The organism is Kitasatospora indigofera, from assembly GCF_014655955.1.
In the GTDB taxonomy this organism is placed as follows: domain Bacteria; phylum Actinomycetota; class Actinomycetes; order Streptomycetales; family Streptomycetaceae; genus Kitasatospora; species Kitasatospora indigofera.
The window spans coordinates 42,684-62,154 of the sequence record NZ_BNBO01000003.1 but is presented as its reverse complement, the minus strand read 5'-3'; the positions used below and the strand labels follow the sequence as shown (position 1 = coordinate 62,154).

Below are 19,471 nucleotides of genomic sequence, written 5' to 3'. Positions count from 1 at the left end.
GCCCGGGCGTCCGCGCGCTCAGGACAGCTGGGGGAGCACCTCGGAGCCCAGCCGGGCGATGTTGTGCAGGGTGGCCTCGTGGTCGCCGCTGCCCTCGGCGAGCAGCGCGAAGCGCCGGATGCCGGTCCGCTCCGCGGTGGCCAGCAGCCGGTCCGCGCACTGCTTGGGCGTGCCGACCGCGTGCAGGTCGCAGAGCAGCGCGGTGTACTCGTGCGGGTCGCGCATCTTGCGCTCGCGCCCGTCCACCGTGCGGTGCGCGCCGAGCCCGTGCTCGAACCAGCCGGGCATCGAGCGCAGCAGGGTAGCCCGGGCCGCCGACGGGCCGTCCTCGACCTGCCCCACGCCGGCCGCGACGTGCTCGCCGCGGATCCGGGCGAGCTGCTCCTCGGAGCGGCCGCAGGCCCGCCAGGCGGCGCTGTACAGCGCGAGCATCTCCTGCTTGTCCTCGTCCCCCGAGTGCATGCCGAGCAGCATCGGCAGGCCGCGCTCGGCCGCCAGCCGGACGCCGCCGGGGGAGGTGCAGGCCACCACGAGCGGCGGGCCGGCCTGGGGCCGCTCGCCGGCCGCCTCGGCGGCCTGGCGCTGCTCGGCCGGCTCGGGCCGGAGCCCGTCCACCCGCTGCCGGGGGAGCCGCCCGGCCAGGCCCGGCAGGACGGCCTGGCCCGGCTCCAGCCCCAGCCAGGAGGAGAGCCCCGGCCGTCGCAGCGGCTCGCCGGCCCGCGGCACCACGGCCACCTCGGGGAAGCTGAACTGCGGGCCGTCCGCGCCGACCCTGGCCTCGCGCAGCCAGCGCAGCAGCAGGTCCAGCCGCTCGGGGAACCCCCGCTCGTACGCGTCCAGCCCGGTGCCGAAGACGTCCAGGTCGATCCAGGGCCCGCCGCGGCCCACCCCGAGCGTGAAGCGCCCGCCCGAGGTGAGGTGCAGCAGCGCGGCCTGCTCCCCGAGGGCCACCGGGTGCCGGGTGGAGAGCACGCTCACCGCCGTCCCGACGCCGATCCGCCGGGTGCGGCCGAGCAGCATCGCGGCGAGGGTGGCCGCGTCCGGGCAGACCCCGTACGGGACGAAGTGGTGCTCGGCCAGCCAGACGGCGTCCAGGCCCGCGCGCTCGGCCGTGACGGTGGCGCCGACGGTGCGCTCCAGCACCTCGGTGTGGGTCTGGCCGGGGAACTGCGCCGACAGCAGGAAGGCGCCCACCCGCAGGGAGTCGGTGGCCGCCGGCCGGCCGCCGGCGCTCTCGGCCAGCGGGACCGGGCCGGCGGGCAGCGGCGCTCCCGGACGGCCGGTCAGCGGCTGGGCCCCGGCGGGCGCGGCGGGCGGTCGCACGCCGACGGTCGGGTGTGCCTCGGCGCGGGCGCTGGTCTTGGTCATGGACAGCCTCCTGGGGGTCGCGCAGGGTCTGCGAGCCCCGCCTCGTCACCTCGTGAGTAACCCATGTCATGTGCCAATGGCACGCGGATTCACCTATTTCGCGGAAGATCGGGTGGATCTCACCGGAAACACCGGGGCGCCGGGCGAAGCCGTGGTAGGGCCACGGAGGACCGGCCGCGGCCCGTACCCTGGAAGGGTTTCCGAGCCCCTGCAGAGAGGTCGCCCACGTGTCTCCCCGCCGCAACCGGATCAGCAACGCCGACCGCGAGGAGCCCGGCCCCGGGCCGCTCGGCGGCTCCCTGCGGCGGACCGAGAGCTACCAGGGCGAGGAGTGGGTGGTGCAGACGGTGGCCGGCACCGCCGGGCGCCACTACCGCTGCCCGGGCTGCGACCAGGAGATCCCGCCGGGGGTCGGGCACGTGGTGGCCTGGCCGGAGTTCGGGGCCGGGGTGGACGACCGCCGGCACTGGCACCGGGCCTGCTGGGGGGCGCGCGAGCGGCGCGGCTCCAACATCCAGCGCGGGCGCGGCGCCCCGCGCTACTGAGGGGCGCCGCGCCCGCGGCCCGGTGGCGCGGCCGGCGGCCGCCGTGGGTCAGGCGTCCCGGCTCTTGAGCACCAGGGCGCCCCCCACCAGGGCGGCCAGCGTCCAGGCGAGGCAGATCAGGAAGCCCGCCCACGGCCCGTACGGCTGGCCGCTCTGCTCGTACACCAGGAGCATCCGGGAGCCGGCGTAGTCGGGGAAGTAGTGCGCCAGCGTCTTCACCTTCGGCACGGCCGAGAGGATCGGCGAGAGCAGGAAGAAGAACGGCACCAGCACCCCGAGCGCCAGGGTCTGGTTGTGCAGCATCGCGGTGACGCCGGCCGAGAACAGGCAGAGCATCGTCAGGTAGAACGCCGCGCCGAACACCGCGCGCAGCACGTGCGGTTCGCCCAGGCCGGTGGAGTGGCTGCCGAGCAGGGCCTGGCCGAGGAAGAACGTCACGAAGGCGGTGACCAGCGCCACCAGGAAGGCCAGCGCGCCGAGCACCACGGCCTTGCCGGTGAGCAGCGTGCCGCGCTGCGGGACGGCGGCCAGGGTCACCCGGATCATCCCGGTGCTGTACTCGTTGCCGACCGCCAGCACGCCGAACACGATGATGGCGAGTTCGCCGAGCATGATGCCGGAGAAGGCGGTGCCGGTGGCGTCGAAGGGCCCGTTGTCGCCCCGGGTGAACTCCTCGAAGTTGTTGTTGGTCAGCAGGGACAGCAGCGCGCCCAGGCCGACCGTGACCACGAAGGTCAGCGCCAGGGTCCAGATCGTCGAGCGGACACTGCGGACCTTCGTCCACTCGGACTGCAGGACCGCGGGGAAGGACGCCATCTCAGTTCTCCTCCTCGGGCTTCGCGTTCGGGGCCCCGGTTCCGGTGCGGGGCGGTCCGCCGGGCCCCGCCTTGCCGGCCTGCCAGCCGGCGCCCCAGGCGCCCGGCGCACCGGGCGCGGTGCCGGGCGGGTTGCCGGGGGCCGCGCCCGGCGGGAGGGGCGTGCCGCCGCCGGCGTGGTACTGGACCGAGTCGGCGGTCATCTGCATGAAGGCCTCCTCCAGCGAGGCCTGCTGGGGGCTCAGCTCGTGTAGCACGACGCCGTTGGCGGCGGCCAGCTCGCCGAGCTTGGCGAGGTCGCCGTCGACCACCTCGTACGAGCCCTCGGGCCCGCCCTCGACCCGGATGCCCGCGCTGTCGAGGGCGTCCAGCAGCCGCTCGGGCTGCGGGGTGCGCAGCCGGACGGCGGTCCGGGAGTTCTGCCGGATGAACTCGGGCATCGAGAGGTCGGCGAGCAGCCGGCCCCGGCCGATCACCACCAGGTGGTCGGCGGTCAGTGCCATCTCGCTCATCAGGTGCGAGGAGACGAAGACCGTCCGGCCCTCGGCGGCGAGCCGCTTCATCAGGTTGCGGATCCAGAGGATGCCCTCGGGGTCGAGGCCGTTGACGGGCTCGTCGAACATCACGATCTCGGGGTCGCCCAGCAGCGCGGAGGCGATGCCCAGGCGCTGGCCCATCCCGAGCGAGAAGCCCCGGGAGCGCTTGCGGGCGACGGAGGTGAGGCCGACGAGGTCCAGCAGCTCGTCGACCCGGGACCTGGGGATGCGGTTGCTCTGGGCGAGCCAGAGCAGGTGGTCGTAGGCGGTCCGGCCGGGGTGGACGGCCTTGGCCTCCAGCAGCGCGCCGATGTACTTCAGCGGCTCGCTGAGCCGGCCGTAGCGCTTGCCGTCGATGGTGACCGAGCCGCTGGTGGGCCGGTCCAGGTCGAGGATCATCCGCATGGTGGTGGACTTGCCGGCGCCGTTGGGGCCGAGGAACCCGGTCACCACGCCCTGCGGCACCTGGAAGCTCAGCCGGTCGACGGCGAGCGTGTCGCCGTACCGTTTCGTCAGCTCGTGCAACTCGATCATCGGTTCTCCCTCACTCTCCGTCAGATTACGACAATCCGGACATAAGGGCTCATCGGCCGCGCCCGCCCGGTGTGCCGCTACGGTGGGCGTCATGAACCGGCTCCCCACCGCACTGGCCGTCCGTGAGAGCGGCACCGGCACCCCGCTCGTCCTGCTGCACGCCTTCCCGCTGGGCGCCTCGATGTGGAGTGCGCAACTGGACGGGCTGCCCGGCCTGACCGGCGACGAGGCCCGCGTACTGGCCCCCGACCAGCGCGGCTTCGGCCGTACCGAACTGGGCACCGACGCGCCCTCGCTGGACCTCGTCGCGGACGACGTCGCCCTGCTGCTGGACGCGGCCGGGATCGGGCGCGCCGTGCTCGGCGGGCTCTCGATGGGCGGTTACGTGGCGCTGGCCTTCGCCCGCCGCCATCCCGGCCGGCTCGCCGGGCTGCTGCTGGCCGACACCAAGGCCACCGCCGACACCGACGCCGCCCGCGCCAACCGGGAGCGGATCGCGGCCGCCGTGCTGGCCCGGGACAGCGTCCGGCTGCTGGCCGAGGAACGGATGGAGGACAGCCTGCTCGGGCCGGCCTCCGGCCACCTCGCCGAGCGGGTCCGCGGCATGATCGCCGAGGCCTCCCCGCAGGCCGTCGCCTGGGCCCAGCGCGCGATGGCGGCCCGGCCCGCCACCCTGGACGTGCTGCCCGGCCTGGACGTCCCGGCGGCCGTCGTGGTCGGCGCGGCGGACACCGTGACCCCGCTCGCCGAGGCCCGGCTGATGGCCGACGCGCTCCCGGACGCCGAACTGACCGTCATCCCCGACGCGGGCCACCTCAGCGCGATCGAGGCGCCCGAGGCCTTCAACGCGGCGGTCCGCGCCCTGCTCGCCCGGGTGGCCCGATGACCGGCGCCGGCCGGGGCGGGCAGCCGGCCGGCGGCGAGGGCGCGGGCGGCCGGGGCGGCAGCGGGCCGGGGAACGGCGGTCAGGGGAACGGCGGACCGGGGACGGGCGGCCGGGGGAGCAGCGGGCAGGGGAGGAGCGGCGGCATGCGGGACGGCGACAGCGGCGGTACGGACGGCAGACCGGACGGCAGAGCGGACGGCCGGGCGGGATCCCACGGGCCGGACCGGCCAGGAGCCCCCGGGGACGAGGCCGCCGCCTGGGACTTCTCCGCACTGGAGGTGTCCGGGCGGATGCCCGTCACCAACTGCGGCGACAAACTCACCGAGCTGACCCTCGAACCGCTCGGCGAGGACTACTGGCTGAAGCCCGGTGAGACCTTCATCGTCACCTCGTACGGCGACCACGGGCTCGGCCACCCGTTCGAGGTGCAGTACTGGCCCGACTCCATCTCGGTCTGGTGCACCTCGTGGTTCGGGACGGTCTCGGACGACGACGGCAACCAGCTCAGCTGCGGCCACCAGCGCCCGGACGGCGCCTACCCGATCTGAGCGGCCGGGCCGCGCGCCCGGCCCGGCCCGCCGGGAATCGCGCCGGGAGAACACCGCGGGCCCGCACCCCGGAGGGTGCGGGCCCGCGGACGGTCACGTCAGCCGGTGCGTCAGCGCGACTGCTGGGCGGGCACGCCCAGGGTGTCGTCGGCCGGCAGCGTGGCGGCGGCCACGGCCGCGCCGGTCAGCGTGGCGAGCATCTCGCGCACGTTGGTCAGCTGCGCGTTGATGCTGTCGCGGCGGTTGGTGAGCGCCGCCAGCTCGCGCTCGGACTCGCTGCGGATCCGGTCGGCCTTGGCGTTGGCGTCGGCCACGATGTCCTCGGACTGGCGCTGGGCCGTCTCCACCGTCTGGCGGGCGCGGCGCTCGGCGTCGGTGCGGAGCTTCTCGGCCTCCAGGCGCAGCTGCTCCGCCCGGTGCTCGATCTCGGCGAGGCGCTTCTCGGCCTTGGCCTGGCGGGCCGCCAGGTCACGCTCGGACTGCTCGCGGCGCTTGGCCAGGTTGGTCTCGAACTCCAGCGCGGCCTGGGCGGCCTTGGTGCGGGTGTCCTCGAAGAGGGCGTCCGCCTCCTCGCGCTTGGTCGCCGCGTCCTTGTTGGCCTCGTTGCGCAGCTGGGCGCTGTCGCTCTTGGCCTTGTCGACGATCCGCAGACCCTCGTCCTCGGCCTTGGCCTTGCGGTCCTTGGCGTAGTTCTCCGCCTCGGTGCGCACCTGCTGCGAGGCCGCCTCGGCCAGCTCGCGGTGCTGCTCGGCCGCGCGGTGCGCCTCGTTGCGCAGGTCGGCGGCCTCCTCCTCGGCGAGACGGAGGATCTTCTCGACCCGGGCGCCGAGACCGGCGTACGAGGGCTCGGACTCGGTGACCGCGGCCTGGGCGCTCTGGGTCTCCAGGTGGAGCTCCTCGATGCGCTTCTCCAGGGCCCCGATGCGGGTCAGGGCGCTGTCACGGTCGGCCACCAGCTTGGTGATCCGCTCGTCGACCTGGGCACGCTCGTACCCACGGCGCACCAGGTCGAAGCCGTGAGGGGAGTGACTGTCGCTCATGGGATTTTGGGCTTCCTGTCGTCAAACCGCTGAGGTGGTTGAGGGAATCCTGACACGTTACCGGAGTGTCATCGGCGAAATGCCGATGCTTCGCGGACAATGACCGCTCAATCGGGTGGCGCGCCACCGGAGCGATTGCCACCCGAACGGGGAGCGCCCACCCCGGCGCCGGCCTTGGGCGCCGCCTCGCGGCCTCCGGAGCCGCTGTTCTTGCTGTTCGATCCCCCGTTGGCCGATCCCCCGCCGGCAGATCCGCCGCCGGCCGCCTGCGCGACCGGTGACGGTGCCTCAAAGGCCTCCAGGGCGGACAGCACGTCCTGGACCCTGGAGATCTCGGTGTTGATGTCCTTGCGCCGCCGGACCAGCTCGTCCAGCTCGCGCCGGCCCTCGTCGGTGACCCGGTCGGCCTCGGCCCGGGCCTCGGACCGCAGCCGCTCGGCCTCCTCGGCGGCCAGCGCGATCTGCTCGTCCGCGGTCTCGTCCGCCGCCCGGAGCCGCTTCTCGGCCTCGGCGGAGGCCGCCTCGATCCGCTCCTCGGCCTCGTCCTGGGCTTCCTTCAGCCTGGTCTGGGCCTTCGCGATCAGGGCCTCGGCCCGGTCGGTGGAGTCGGCGAGCTTCTGCTCGGCGCCCTTCAGCAGGCCCTCCGCCTTGCGGACGGCGGAGATCCGGACCTTGCTCGCCTCCGCCGAGGCCTCGGACGCCAGCTCGGCCGCCCGCTCCTCGGCGGCGGCGACCAGGGCCGCCGCGCGCTCCTCGGCCTCGGCGACGGCCGCGACGGCCAGCTCCTCGGCCTCGGTCAGCTGCTCCTGGGCCGCCGTCACCAGCGCGTCCACCCGTTCGCCGGCCGACTTCATCGCCTGGGCGTTCTCCTTGCGGGCACGCTCGTGCAGCGCCTCCACCTCGGAGTCGGTCCGCTCGCGCAGCTCCTCGGCCCGCTCGCGGATCGCGGTGGCGTCCCGGCGGGCCTCGGAGAGCAGGGCGTCCGCGTCGGCGCGGGCCCGCTCGACCTCGGCCTGGCCGGCCGCCTCGCCGACCGCCACCAGGCGGTCGGACTCCTTGCGGGCCGCCGCCACCATGGCGTCGGCCTGCTCCTCGGCGGCGGCGGTGGTGGCCAGCGCGGTCGTCCGGGCGTCCTCGCCGAGCGACTCGGCGTCCGCGAAGGCCTTCTCCAGCACGGACTTCGCCTGCTCGCGGGTGGACCGGTCGAACTGCTCGGCCTGGTCCCGGGTCTCGGTGTCGAACACCTCGGCGCGGGCCCGGGTCGAGCTGTCGTAGTCGTCCGCCAGCGAGCGGGTGGCCAGCGCGTACTCCTCGGCCTCGGCCCGCAGGCCGGCCGCGAGCTCCTCGGCCTCGGCGACGGTGGCGTCGGCCCGCTGCTCGGCCTCCGCGACCGTCCGGCGGGCGAGCTCCTCGGACTCGGCGCGCTGCCGCTCGGCGAGCTCCTGGGCGCCGCGCAGCTCGGCCTGCGCCTCGGCCCGCAGCCGCTCGTCGTAGGCCTGCGCCTCGGCCCGCAGCCGGCCGAGCTCCGCCTCGGCGGCCTCGCGGTCGGCCATGAGCTCGCGGGCGGTCCGCTCGCGCAGCTCCGCGGTCTCGGTGGCGGCCGCGGTCCGCAGCCCGGTGGTCTCACGCTCCGCGCGCTCGCGCAGCGCGGCCGTCTCCCGTTCGGCGGTCCCGCGCAGCCCGGCGCTGTCGCGCTCCGCGCTCTCCCGCAGCTCGGCGCTCTCCAGCGCGGCCAGTTCCCTGGTCTCGGCGGCCTCCCGCTCGGCGGTCGCCCGTACCTCGGCGACCTGCTGCGAGGCGGCCTCGTGCATCCCGGCGACCGACTGGCGGACCTCGGCGGCCTCGTCCTCGGCGGCGGCGACCAGCTCGGCGGCGGTGCGCGCGGCCGCGGCGGTGAGCTCCCCGGCCTCGGTCCGGGCCCGCTCCAGCTCGCCGCCGGCCTCGGCCCGCAGCGCCTCGGCGGCGGCCTCCGCCTCGGCGGCCAGCCCGGCGGCCCGCTCCCGGGCCTCGGCGAGCGCCTGCTCGGCCTCGGCGCGGGCGGTGTCCGCGGCGGCGGTCGCCGCGGTGGTCAGCGCCTCGGCCTGCTCCTTCGCCCGGACGAGCGCCTGCTCGGCCTGCTCGCGCAGCTTGCCGGAGGCGTCCTCGGCCTTGGTGAGCTGGGCGACGGCGGCGGCGCGGGCGGCCTCCAGAGCCTGTGCGGCCTCGGCCCGCAGCCGGGCGGCCTCGTTCTCGGCGGCCTCCCGGACGGCGGTGGCCTCGGCCTCCGTGCGTTCGGCCAGCTCGGCGGCGACCGTCTCGGCCCGCTCGTGCGCGGCCTGGGCGGCGGCCAGCTGCTCGGCGGTCAGCTCGCGCTCCCGCAGCAGCCCGGCGGCGGCGTCCTCGTACGCCTGGCGGCTCTCCTCGCGCAGGGCCTCGGCGGCGGCCTCGGCCTCGGCCCGCGCCCGGGCCAGCTCGGCGCCGGTCTCCGTCCGCAGCCGCTCGGCCTCGGCCTCGGCCTCGGCGGCGAGGGCCTGCGCGGCGGTCTCGGCCTCGGCCCGCAGGGCCTCGGCGTCGGCCTGCGCGCCGCTGCGCACCCGCTCGTCGAACTCCGTCGCCTCACGACGCAGTTCGGCGGTCTCCCGCTCGGCGGCGGCGCGGTTCTCGGCGGCGGCGGCCTTGGCCGCGGCGATCGCGTCCCGGTGCTGCTGCTCGGCGGCGGTGGCCAGCTTCTCGGCCTCGGCGCGGGCCCGGGTGAGCGTCTGCTCGGCCCGGCCCTGCATCTCGGTGGCCCGCTCCTTGGCCTGGCCGCGCAGCCGCTCGACCTCGTCGGCCGCGCCGGCCCGCAGGTCGTCGGCGTCGGTCTTGGCGCGGGTGAGCAGCTCCTCGGCGTTCTTCGCCGACTCCTCGATCTGCACCACGGCCTGCCGGCGGGCCTCGCCGCGCACCCGCTCCGCCTCGGCGGCGGCCTGCGAGCGCAGCTCCTCCGCCTCGGCGCGCAGCGCGGCTGCCTCGTCCTGCATCTGCTGCATCCGCTCGCGGATACCGGCCGCGTCGTCCAGCGCGGCGTTCTGCGCCTGCTCGACGGCGGCCTGGGCCTGCTCGCGCAGCCGCTCGGCCTCGGCGGCGGCCGCGGCCAGGATCCGCTCGGCCTCGGCGGCGGCCTCGCCGCGCGCCGTCTCGGCGTCCCGGTCGGCCCGGCCGAGCACCTCCTCGGCGGTCTTGGCGGCCTTGGCGAGGTGCACGGTGGCGTCCTTGGCGCCCGCCGCCCGGCCCTGCTCCTGGGCCTCGTTGCGCAGCTGCTCGGCGGAGGCCTCGGCCTGGGCGCGCAGGTCGGCGGCGTCCCGCTCGGCGTCGGCGCGCAGGTCGGCGATGGCGGCCTCGGCCTCGGCGCGCAGCTGGCCCGCGACGCTCTCGGCGGTGGCCCGCAGCCGCTCGCTCTCCTCGGCGGCGGCGGCCTTGGCGGCGTCGGCCTCGGCCTTGGCGTTGGCCGCCTCGGCCTTGATCCGCTCGGTCTCCTTGGTGGCGTTGGCGACCATCCGGGCGATCTCGGCCCGGGCGGTCTGCGAGCGCTGCTCGCTGGCGGCCTCGCCGCCGGCCACCAGCCGCTCGACGGCGGCCTCGGCGTCGGCCTGCAGCTGCTCGGCGGCCTCCTCGGCCCGGGCGCGCAGTTCGGCGGCCTCCTGGCGGGCCCGCTCGGCCTCGGCCAGGGCCTCGGCGCGCAGTCGCTCTATCTCGGCCTGGGCGCGGGCGAGGGTCTCCTCGGCGCGGGCCTGGTCGGCGACGGCCTGCTCCTTGAGCCGGCCGATCTCGGCCTGGGCGGCGGCGAGCTGGTGCTCGGCCGCGGCCTGGGCGCCGGCCAGCTGCTGCTGGGCCTGGTTGGCGGCGGTGCCGCGCATCTCCTCGGCCTGGGCGCTGGCCTGCTGGGCCTGCTCGGAGGCGGCCCGCAGCAGGCGCTCGGCGTCGGTCTGGGCGCGGTGCAGGGCGGCCTCGGCGGCGGCCTGGGCCTCGCCGCGGGCGGCGTCCACGTCGGCGGCGGTCTGCGCGCGGGCCTGGTCGGCGAGGGCGGCGGCCTCGGCGCGGGCGGCGGCGACCAGCCGGTCGGCCTCGGCGCGGGACTCCTGGAGCAGGCGCTGGGCCTCCTGCTCGGTGCCGGCCCGGGTCTGCTCGGCCCAGGAGACGTTCTCGTTGACGTGGCGCTCGGCGCTGCGGCGCAGCTCGGCCAGTTCGGCGTCGAGCTGGCGGCGGCGGTCGGCGAGCTCGGCCTCCAGCCGGGCGGTGCGGTCGGCGGCCTCGGCCATCAGCCGCTGGGTGGCCGCCTGGGACTCGCGCAGCTGCCGTTCGGCGTCCGCGCGCAGTTGCTGGGCCTGCATCTCGGCGTTGCGCAGGAGCTGCTCGGCCTGGCCGGAGACGGAGTCGAAAGCGCGCGGCTGAGCGAGCTGCCGACGGGATTCGTGCAGCTTGGCCCGAAGCACCTCCACCTGGTAGGCGAGGTCCTCGGCATGCTCGACGGCCTTGTCCCGCTCCTTGCGAGTCCGATCCATGTCGGCCTCGAACTGGGAGAGGTGATCGTCAGCCTCGTAGCGGTCGTAGCCCCGCACTCCGCGGTCCCATCCATCTCCTGGTCGCGTCCTCGACCCGGCCGTCCGACGTCCCCGTACTGTCCGGGAGCCGGTGCGGCTGGTCCTTGCATCCGCGGCCGGTGGACGCCCCCTGACCTGCTGGGGCCGCCCGCCACGGTCGGGGTCCTGGCCGGTGGTACGCGGTGTTTCCGCGCTCCCCCGTCCGGGTGGACTCCTGGGCGAACTCTTGCCTTGTGGAGAATGGTGACAGATCCGGACTGCGACTGTTGAGCCGTGCCCGCGTTGTGGACTCCCCTGGCGGCGCGAAAGACCGGCGTTCGACCGGCCTGACCCGCCTTCGGCCGTGCCCGTCCGACCTCTTCCTCCCCGAGGTCTTCGCGCACCTGGGCATTGTAGTGGTCGCGCACCTCGGGGGAATGGCCACGTAGGGGTTTTCGGGGTCCTTCCGGACGTTACCGGCCGGTCACCTCCGGTTCGGGCCGGCCGGCGGGTCCGGGGCGACCCGGACGGATCGTGCCGGGACGGCCCCCGGGGACGGGCCCCGGGAGGCCGGCGGGAGGCCGGCGGGCACCTGCCGGGGGCCGCGGCGGAGCCCCGGGGAGCCCCGCCCGACGCGTTTTGTTCCCACGGCCCGCCAGGTGCCCCGGTCAGTGCTCCGTCCCGGTCGAGCCGGTCAGTGCTCCGTGCCGGCCGAGGTGACCAGCTCGGTGAGCACCCCGCCGCAGTCCTTCGGGTGCAGGAACGTGATCCGCGAGCCCATCGAGCCGATCCGCGGCTCGTCGTAGAGCACCCGCACGCCCTTGCCGCGGATCTCGGCCGCGTCGCCGTCCACGTCGGCGGTGCCGAAGGCGATGTGGTGCACGCCCTCGCCGTTCTTGGCCAGCCACTTGGCGACCGTGGAGTCCTCCCGGGTGGGCTCCAGCAGCTGCAGGTAGGAGGCGCCGCCGTCACCGGTGTCGTTGATCTTCAGCATCGCCTCGCGCACCCCCTGCTCCTCGTTGACCTCGCTGTGGAACACCTCGAAGCCGTACGTGGAGCGGTAGAACTCGACCGTCTTGTCGAGATCGAAGCAGGCGATGCCGATGTGGTCGATGCGGGTCAGCACTTCGGGCCTCCAGGGCTGGGGCGGACGGGGCCGCCGGACAGGATGCCCTCAGTGCAGCGCATCCGACCGGCGCACGCCAGGGCGGCCGGTGCGAGCCTGCTCACAATCCGCGCCGGCCCCCGCCGCCGGCCCCGGCGGGGCGTCCGGGGCGGGCCGGCCGCGGCGATTCACCCGGACCTCCCTGACACGGTGTTGACTGGACAGTGCCAGTGCGCCTGATCACACCGCCGCTCCGGTGACGGACGGGTTACGTGTCAGTACATTGAGCGCATCCTCACACCTGGCCACGACGTGCGAAGGGGCCCGTCCCATGACCAACACCACCTCTGTGATCGTCGCAGGCGCACGCACCCCGATGGGCCGGCTGCTCGGCTCGCTCAAGGGCTTCTCGGGCGCCGACCTCGGCGGTTTCGCGATCAAGGCCGCCGTCGAGCGGGCCGGCATCACCGGTGAGCAGGTCCAGTACGTGATCATGGGCCAGGTGCTGCAGGCCGGCGCCGGCCAGATCCCCGCCCGCCAGGCCGCCGTCAAGGCCGGCATCCCGATGAACGTCCCGGCGCTGACCATCAACAAGGTCTGTCTCTCCGGCCTGGACGCCATCGCGCTCGCCGACCAGCTGATCCGCGCCGGCGAGTTCGACATCGTGGTGGCCGGCGGCCAGGAATCCATGACCAACGCCCCGCACGTGCTGCCGAAGTCCCGTGAGGGCTACAAGTACGGCGCGATCGAGATGCTCGACGCGATGGCGTACGACGGTCTGACCGACGCCTTCGAGAACATCCCGATGGGCGAGTCGACCGAGAAGCACAACACCCGCCTCGGCATCCCGCGCGACGTCCAGGACGAGATCGCCGCCCGGTCCCACCAGCGCGCCGCGGCCGCCCAGAAGAACGGCGTCTTCGACGCCGAGATCGTCCCGGTGGAGATCCCGCAGCGCAAGGGCGAGCCGGTCCTGTTCAGCCAGGACGAGGGCATCCGCGCCGAGACCACCGTCGAGAGCCTGGCCAAGCTGCGCCCGGCCTTCGTCAAGGACGGCACCATCACCGCCGGCACCTCCTCGCAGATCTCCGACGGCGCCGCCGCCGTGGTCGTGATGAGCAAGGCCAAGGCCGAGGAGCTGGGCCTGAGCTGGATCGCCGAGATCGGCGCCCACGGCAACGTGGCCGGCCCGGACAACTCGCTCCAGTCGCAGCCGTCCAACGCGATCCTGCACGCGGTCGCCAAGGAGGGCATCGAGGTCGCCGACCTCGACCTGATCGAGATCAACGAGGCCTTCGCCGCCGTCGCGCACCAGTCGATGAAGGACCTCGGCGTCACCGAGGAGAAGGTCAACGTCAACGGTGGCGCCATCGCGCTCGGCCACCCGATCGGCATGTCCGGCGCCCGGGTGGTGCTGCACCTCGCGCTGGAGCTCCAGCGGCGCGGCGGCGGCACCGGCGCGGCCGCGCTCTGCGGCGGCGGCGGCCAGGGCGACGCGCTGATCGTGCGGGTCCCCAGGGCCTGACGGGCCGGGATCACCTGACGTAGCCTCTGGGCTGCGAACCGCCTCCCCGCCACGGGCGCCCACCGGCGCCGGGCGGGAGCGGTTCGCAGCCCACCCGTTTTCGGCCGCGAGATCCGCAGCCCGATCGAGGAGTGCCCTGATGGTCGATGTGCCGACACTGGTCGAGCAGGCCCGGGCGGGCCGCCCGCGCGCGGTGGCCCGGCTGATCTCGCTGGTCGAGAACGGCGCCCCGGAGCTGCGCGAGGTGATGGCCGCCCTGGCGCCGTACACCGGGCAGGCCTTCACGGTCGGACTGACCGGCTCGCCGGGCGTCGGCAAGTCCACCTCGACCTCGGCCCTGGTCTCGGCCTACCGCCGGCTCGGCAAGCGGGTCGGGGTGCTGGCCGTCGACCCGTCCTCGCCGTTCTCCGGCGGCGCGCTGCTCGGGGACCGGGTCCGGATGCAGGACCACGCCACCGACCCGGAGGTCTTCATCCGCTCGATGGCCACCCGCGGCCACCTCGGCGGGCTCTCCTGGACGGCCCCGCAGGCCCTGCGGGTGCTGGACGCGGCCGGCTGCGAGGTGATCCTGGTCGAGACCGTCGGCGTCGGCCAGTCCGAGGTGGAGATCGCCGCCCAGGCGGACACCACCGTCGTGCTGCTGGCCCCGGGCATGGGCGACGGCATCCAGGCGGCCAAGGCCGGGATCCTGGAGATCGGCGACCTCTTCGTGGTCAACAAGGCCGACCGGGACGGCGCGGACGCCACCGCCCGCGAGCTCAACCACATGCTCGGCCTGGGCGAGGCCCGCGAGCCGGGCGCCTGGCGGCCGCCGATCCTCAAGACGGTGGCGGCCCGCGGCGAGGGCGTGGACGAGGTGGTCGAGGCGCTGGAGAAGCACCGCGCCTGGCTGGGGGAGCACGGCGAACTGGCCGCCCGCCGGCGCCGCCGGGCCTCGGACGAGATCGAGGCGATCGCCCTGACCGCCCTGCGGGCCCGGATCGGGGACCTGCACGGGGACCGCCACCTGGACGCGCTGGCGGAGCGGGTGGCGGCCGGCGAGCTGGACCCGTACGGCGCCGCCGACCAGCTGGTCGCGGGGCTCACCGGGGCCTGAGCGGCCGCCGGAGGCCCGTGCGGCCGGGGATCGGGAGGGCTTCCCGGCCGGTCCGCCGTGTCCGGGACCTGGGCCTTTCCGAGGATGCGACGGACCGGGCCGGTCGGGCGGTACCGGCTCGCGCAAATGCCCGGTACCGGCTCACGCACAAGGGGCAGCACCGCTCCGCAGGTGTCGTGGACCTGCTGGTCGCCGCCACCGCCGTGCACGACGACATGACGGCCCTGCACGTCGACCGGGATGTCGCCGCGCTCGCCCGGATGGTCACCGACCTTCGCGAGCGCGACATCCGCGACCCGCCGGCCTGACGTCACCCGGCTTGCGTGACGTGCCCGCACCCGCGCCCGCCGCGGCGCCCGGGTGACGCGCCCCGCGCGCGCCGGGCCGGTCTCAGGCCCGTCCGCGCAGGTCGCGCAGGTGCTCGGCGACCGGGCCCAGGGCCGCGTACATGGCGTCGAGCTGCTCGGGCGTGAAGCGGTCGATGAAGTGCTGGCGGACGCTGCGGACGTGGTCGGGGGCGACCCGCTGCATGGTCTCCCAGCCCAGCTCGGTGAGGTGGGCGTAGAGGCCGCGGCGGTCGCCGGGACACTCCTGGCGCAGCACCAGGCCGGCCGTCTCCATCCGGGTGATCTGGTGCGATAGGCGGCTCTTGGACTGCAGGGTGGCGGTGGCGAGGTCGGTCATCCGCATCCGCCGCTCGGGGGCCTCGGAGAGCACGACCAGGATCTCGTAGTCGTTGATCGCCAGGCCGTGCGGCTGGAGCTCGCGGCCGAGCTGGTAGTCGAGCAGCTTGCTGACCTCGAGGTGGGCACGCCAGAGCCGCTGCTCCCGGGCGGTGAGCCAGGGTGTCGTCTCCTCCTCGGTGTCGGTCGACGGGGAGGAGGAGACGACGGCGGTGTGAGGGGTGTGCGTGTCCATACGGACAGCATAGCCCGATTGGTTAAATGTTGTACAAAATTAAAGACCGAACCGTCGTCCGAGGTCACCCAGGTTACCGAGCCCCGGGATGTTCACGTTCGGCAGCTGCTGGCCGCCGGCGTGACCGCCCGGCTGCTGCGGCACCCCGCCCATCGGGACACCCGCCTCCGCGTGCACCTGGCCCACCGAGCGGTCGGCCATCAGCGTCTCGGAGGACTGCAGCAGCACCTGGCCGGCCCCGATGAACTCGAACTGGTGCTCCTCGCCGGACGCCCCGCCCAGGCCGGTCAGCCGGCGCAGGCCGCCGATCAGCCCGTGCATGTAGGCCTCGTCGTAGTGGTGGCACGGCGCGGGGCAGTCCGCCCAGCCCACCAGGGCCTGCGGGTCGACCCGGATCGGCGGCTCGACGAAGTGCACCGGACCGTTGGAGGCCGCCACGAACTTGCCGGTTCCGATCAGGGTCAGGAACCCCGGGATGATCGACTGCTTCAGCTGCAGCGTCGGCTCGAAGGCCAGCAGGTTGCCGGAGCGGACGGTGAGGTTGCCGTTCTCCAGGTCGTACGAGTTGAGGTCGAAGGCCCGGTCGGCCAGCAGCATCTTGCCGCGGCCCTCGGCGACCACCCAGTCGGAGGCGTGCAGCGGCGAGTTGAAGTGCCGCCCGAGCATCCGGTCGACCGCGCCCGCGCCGACGCCCTTGAAGCTGATGTCGCCGTAGTAGGCGATCATCTTGCCCTTCTGCAGGAAGTACGACCCGTTCAGGTCGACCGAGAAGGCGTACGGGTTGACGTTGTCGTTGGCCGGCAGGCTGTGCGCGTCGTGCACCACCGGGCCGGAGCCGTCCTGCGCCTTGGGCAGCGGCGCCTGCGCCCCGCCGAACTGCTCCTGCGCGTAGTTCTGCTGGGGCTGCTGCGGGTGCTGGGGCGGGTAGCCCTGCTGCGGGTAGCCCTGGGGCGGCGGCGGGGGGTACCCCTGCGGGGGCGGCGGCGGGTAGCCCTGCTGGGGGTAGCCCTGCGGTGGCGGCGCGTTGTACCCGGGCTGGGTCGGCTGTCCGTAGGGCGACTGCCCGTACGGGTCGGGCTGGCCGTACGGCGGCTGCTGGGGAGGGTAGGACATCAGAGCTTCTCCTCGCTCGCCTGCACGTACACCATGCCGTGGCCGGACAGCTCCAGCTGGAACGCCTCGCCCGAGCCGCGTCCGACCATGTCGCGCCAGCCCAGCGCGGTGGACAGCTTGTTGCGGACGTCGCCGCGGTGCGCGACGTACGCCTGCGGGTCGACGTGGACGGGCTGGTTGGGGGTGATCGGCAGCTCGATGACGCCGCCGTGCGCCATCACGGCGACCGCGCCGCGGCCGTCCAGCTTGGTGGTGAACAGCCCCTGGCCGGTGACCTGGCCGCGGACCATGCCCATCACGCCGCCCTGCTGGCCCATGAACATGGTGGACTGCTGGAGCGAGCCCTCGAAGGCCAGCAGGCGGTCCGCCTCCACGTAGAGGGTGTCGCCGGTCAGGTCGATCACGTGGATGTTGTGGCCGCCGTGGCCGAACATCACGGTGCCGTGGCCCTCGACCGTCATCAGCGGGGTGTCCTCGTTGGCCACCCGGCGCCCGATCATCGACATGACGCCGCCCTGGCCGCCGGTGAGGTTCGGGGTGAAGGTGACCTCGCCCCGGTAGGCGAGCATCGCGCCGCGCTGGCTGAAGACCCGCTGGCCGGGCACCATCTGTGCCTCGACCATCTTGTTGTTGATCTTCGTGAACGGCATCAGACGTCACCCCCGACGGTCAGCTTCTCGGACGGCTGGACGTAGACCAGGCCGTCGCCGGCGAACTCCACCTGCACGGCCTCGCCGCCGCCCTCGCCCATCAGCGTGGTCCAGCCCGCGCCGGACTTCAGGCTCCGGTTGAGATTGCCGGTGTGCGCGACGTACGCACCCGGGTCGACCCGCAGCGGCATGCCCTGGGAGACCCGCAGGATGATCGCCGGACCCTTGGAGGTGACGGCAGCCCAGCCGTGCCCCTCGACCTTGGTGGTGAACAGGCCGTTGCCGGACGAGATTCCGTTGAGGCCGGTGAAGCTGGTGCCGGTGTGCAGGGTCGCCTCGGTGCACAGCAGGTTGTCCGACTCGACGTAGAGCGTCTCGCCGTTCAACCGCACCAGGTTGATCTCGGTGGCCGCGTCGGCGAAGTAGCAGGTGCCCTGCCCCTTCGCCTCCATGACCACCATCTGCTCACCGGTCAGCCTGCGGGTGACCATGCCACGCAGGCCGTCACCGCCACCGGACAGTTTTTTGAAGGCGATCTGGCCGGTGTAAGCGACCATCGAGCCGTTCTTGGCCTTGACGGCGTCGCCCGTCATGTCGACGGCGAGCACCTTGGATCCTTGGAGTCGAAACTGTGCCACCGGCTGAATGTAGCGGGCGGGGGCGCCCCGGTGGGAGTGGGCGGGGCGTTCTGGTACCCAGCTGCGACAAAGTCCGCGCCCCGGTGGCCCGGGCTCAGACGGCGGCGGTCGCCCCGTCGGGTACCGTCCCGGCCGCCTGCTCGACCTCCAGCAGCGAGGCCGAGTGCCGCTCCGCCTCGAACGCCACCACGCCGCCGCGCAGCCCGAACAGCCGCTTGGAGAGCAGGATCCAGAGCACCGCCAGGACGTTCAGCAGCAGCGTGCAGACCTTCAGCGCGGAGACGTGCTCGGTGAGCTCGTACACCTCCAGCGGGAGGAAGGCGGCGGTGGCCACCACGGTGAGGTACTCCGCCCAGCGCCGGCCCAGCCAGAGCCCGACCGCCTCGACGATCTCCACCAGGGCGTAGACGACCAGTGCCAGCGCCACCACCAGCAGGGTCTTGTGCTCGTAGTCGAAGGTCTTGCGGATGGTGTCGACCACCGGGGAGTGTTCGAGGTCCCAGTGGAAGTGGTCGGTGACCGGCCGGAAGACGGTCAGGTTCTCGTCGAACAGCCGGCGCACCGAGTCCTGGCTGTTCGAGAACTTCCACACCGCCCAGGCGGCGAGGACGATCAGCAGTCCGCGCAGGAACCGCTCGACGGCGAGGAAGCGCAGGATGAAGAGGTCGCGCAGCGCCTTGCCGCGGGGGACGAGCGGGGCCTCGTCGGCCGGCCCGGAGCCGTGCGGCTCGCCGAGCGCGAAGTCGCCGCAGCGCAGGCAGCGCCAGGCGTCGCCGACGGCGGTGGCGGTGTGCAGGCGCCGGCGCAGCTCGGGTTCGGTCGGCGCGTAGGTGATGTGCCCGCGCCGCGAGCACGTCCGTCGGTCCCAGTCCGGCTTGAACATCTGGTGGTCCCCCGTATCCGTCGCGGCCCGCCCTGTTCACGGGCCGTGCGGCAGCAGGATAGAGCCGGCCGGGGCCGGCCCGGTCCGGGCGTCCGGTTCTGTGGCGCGGCTGTGACGTCGGGCACGACGGGGGGTCCGGGCCCGGGGCGGGCGTAAGGCTCGGTGATAATGGACGACGGGCTTGTGAGTCGATTCACAAGAGCCGGTCCGCAGTGGCCGGCTCACCGGGATCGGCCCGCCGGCCCCTACCCTCGCGCCCCCGTCGCCCCCGTCGCAATGAGGTACCGAACGTGAAGACCAGCAGCGCCGTCCACCGCCTGCGCCTTGTCTCCGGCCCCGAAGGCCTCTCCTTCATCCTGCTGATGGTCTGCTCGCTGCTGAAGCGCACCACCAGCTTCAACGGCGTGCCGGTGATGGGGATGATCCACGGGATCCTCTTCATCCTGTACGTGGTCTTCCTGATCCTGGCCTGGCAGCAGCAGAAGTGGGACCTCAAGCGGGGCGCCCTGCTGTTCGTCCTCTCCGTCCTGCCGACCGGTGGCTTCTTCGCCGAGCGGATGCTCGCCAAGGAGGAGCGCGGCGAGTACCCGCCCGCCCCCGCCGCGGAGCGCGAGCCCGCCGCCGCCTGAGCCCCGCCGCCTGAGCCCCGCCGTCTGAGCCCCGCCGTCTGGGACCCGCGGACGACATGACGGTGCCGGGCGCCTTCCGCAGGCGCCCGGCACCGTCCGTCCGG

General features: G+C 74.4%; 18 protein-coding genes. 7 read left to right on the top strand and 11 right to left on the bottom strand.

Translation table 11 applies throughout. From position 1 onward, the window contains the following. Positions 1-18: 18 nt before the first annotated feature. A complete protein-coding gene (locus IE329_RS04055) occupies positions 19-1,200 on the bottom strand; it encodes an LLM class flavin-dependent oxidoreductase (RefSeq protein ID WP_190209581.1) in 1,182 nt (393 codons plus the stop codon). 395 nt (positions 1,201-1,595) lie between these two features. Between IE329_RS04055 and IE329_RS04050 the strand changes: the two genes are divergently transcribed. After that, positions 1,596-1,913: an ATP/GTP-binding protein gene (locus IE329_RS04050; RefSeq protein ID WP_190209401.1), complete on the top strand. Its 318-nt coding sequence runs from the start codon at positions 1,596-1,598 to the stop codon at positions 1,911-1,913. 48 nt (positions 1,914-1,961) lie between these two features. Here the strand turns inward: IE329_RS04050 and IE329_RS04045 are convergent, their stop codons facing one another. Both IE329_RS04045 and IE329_RS04040 read right to left on the bottom strand, forming a co-directional pair. After that, the gene (locus IE329_RS04045; protein ID WP_190209400.1) at positions 1,962-2,729 is read right to left on the bottom strand and encodes an ABC transporter permease subunit; all 768 of its coding nucleotides are present in this window, start codon (positions 2,727-2,729) and stop codon (positions 1,962-1,964) included. Between the two features lies 1 nt (position 2,730). Continuing rightward, positions 2,731-3,798 carry an ABC transporter ATP-binding protein gene (locus tag IE329_RS04040; protein ID WP_190209399.1) on the bottom strand — a complete coding sequence of 356 codons (1,068 nt, stop codon included), beginning with the start codon at positions 3,796-3,798 and terminating at the stop codon, positions 2,731-2,733. A 91-nt stretch (positions 3,799-3,889) separates the two neighbouring features. On the opposite strand from IE329_RS04040, the gene IE329_RS04035 reads away from it, so the two are divergent. Together IE329_RS04035 and IE329_RS04030 are read left to right on the top strand one after the other, a co-directional pair. Beyond that, on the top strand, positions 3,890-4,684 hold the full coding sequence (locus tag IE329_RS04035; protein WP_190209398.1) for an alpha/beta fold hydrolase: 795 nt from the start codon (positions 3,890-3,892) through the stop codon (positions 4,682-4,684). Between the two features lie 143 nt (positions 4,685-4,827). After that, a complete protein-coding gene (locus IE329_RS04030) occupies positions 4,828-5,232 on the top strand; it encodes a hypothetical protein (protein WP_190209397.1) in 405 nt (134 codons plus the stop codon). 110 nt (positions 5,233-5,342) lie between these two features. On the opposite strand, the gene IE329_RS04025 is transcribed toward IE329_RS04030, so the two are convergent. The 3 genes from IE329_RS04025 to mce form a co-directional block, all read right to left on the bottom strand. Beyond that, positions 5,343-6,272 (bottom strand): coiled-coil domain-containing protein, encoded by a 930-nt coding sequence (locus IE329_RS04025; protein WP_190209396.1) that lies wholly within the window; start codon positions 6,270-6,272, stop codon positions 5,343-5,345. 107 nt (positions 6,273-6,379) lie between these two features. Next, the gene (locus IE329_RS41400; protein WP_190209395.1) at positions 6,380-10,849 is read right to left on the bottom strand and encodes a hypothetical protein; all 4,470 of its coding nucleotides are present in this window, start codon (positions 10,847-10,849) and stop codon (positions 6,380-6,382) included. Between the two features lie 655 nt (positions 10,850-11,504). Then, on the bottom strand, positions 11,505-11,936 hold the full coding sequence (gene mce / locus IE329_RS04015) for a methylmalonyl-CoA epimerase (RefSeq protein ID WP_073926099.1): 432 nt from the start codon (positions 11,934-11,936) through the stop codon (positions 11,505-11,507). A gap of 310 nt (positions 11,937-12,246) precedes the next feature. Between mce and IE329_RS04010 the strand changes: the two genes are divergently transcribed. The 3 genes from IE329_RS04010 to IE329_RS41395 all read left to right on the top strand — a co-directional run bounded on the left by IE329_RS04010 (position 12,247) and on the right by IE329_RS41395 (position 14,844). Then, positions 12,247-13,440 carry an acetyl-CoA C-acetyltransferase gene (locus IE329_RS04010; protein WP_190209394.1) on the top strand — a complete coding sequence of 398 codons (1,194 nt, stop codon included), beginning with the start codon at positions 12,247-12,249 and terminating at the stop codon, positions 13,438-13,440. Between the two features lie 139 nt (positions 13,441-13,579). Next, positions 13,580-14,536, top strand: coding sequence for a methylmalonyl Co-A mutase-associated GTPase MeaB (meaB, locus tag IE329_RS04005; protein WP_190209393.1), 957 nt, complete (start codon positions 13,580-13,582; stop codon positions 14,534-14,536). 176 nt (positions 14,537-14,712) lie between these two features. Continuing rightward, a complete protein-coding gene (locus IE329_RS41395; RefSeq protein WP_268257248.1) occupies positions 14,713-14,844 on the top strand; it encodes a PIN domain-containing protein in 132 nt (43 codons plus the stop codon). Between the two features lie 82 nt (positions 14,845-14,926). Here the strand turns inward: IE329_RS41395 and IE329_RS04000 are convergent, their stop codons facing one another. The 5 genes from IE329_RS04000 to IE329_RS03980 form a co-directional block, all read right to left on the bottom strand. Further along, entirely contained in the window at positions 14,927-15,454 is a 528-nt protein-coding gene (locus IE329_RS04000) for a MarR family winged helix-turn-helix transcriptional regulator (protein WP_190209392.1), read from the bottom strand. A 39-nt stretch (positions 15,455-15,493) separates the two neighbouring features. Continuing rightward, entirely contained in the window at positions 15,494-16,309 is an 816-nt protein-coding gene (locus IE329_RS03995) for an AIM24 family protein (protein ID WP_191289604.1), read from the bottom strand. Between the two features lie 257 nt (positions 16,310-16,566). Then, the gene (locus IE329_RS03990) at positions 16,567-17,217 is read right to left on the bottom strand and encodes an AIM24 family protein (RefSeq protein ID WP_073926095.1); all 651 of its coding nucleotides are present in this window, start codon (positions 17,215-17,217) and stop codon (positions 16,567-16,569) included. Further along, positions 17,217-17,855, bottom strand: a complete 639-nt coding sequence (locus IE329_RS03985; protein WP_073926094.1) for an AIM24 family protein — start codon at positions 17,853-17,855, stop codon at positions 17,217-17,219. The genes IE329_RS03990 and IE329_RS03985 overlap by 1 nt, the downstream gene beginning before the upstream one ends. A 94-nt stretch (positions 17,856-17,949) precedes the next feature. Next, positions 17,950-18,738 (bottom strand): DUF2127 domain-containing protein, encoded by a 789-nt coding sequence (locus IE329_RS03980; protein ID WP_190209390.1) that lies wholly within the window; start codon positions 18,736-18,738, stop codon positions 17,950-17,952. 290 nt (positions 18,739-19,028) lie between these two features. On the opposite strand from IE329_RS03980, the gene IE329_RS03975 reads away from it, so the two are divergent. Further along, complete coding sequence (locus tag IE329_RS03975) at positions 19,029-19,367, top strand: DUF3817 domain-containing protein (protein ID WP_190209389.1); 339 nt, start codon at positions 19,029-19,031, stop codon at positions 19,365-19,367. Positions 19,368-19,471: the final 104 nt, after the last annotated feature.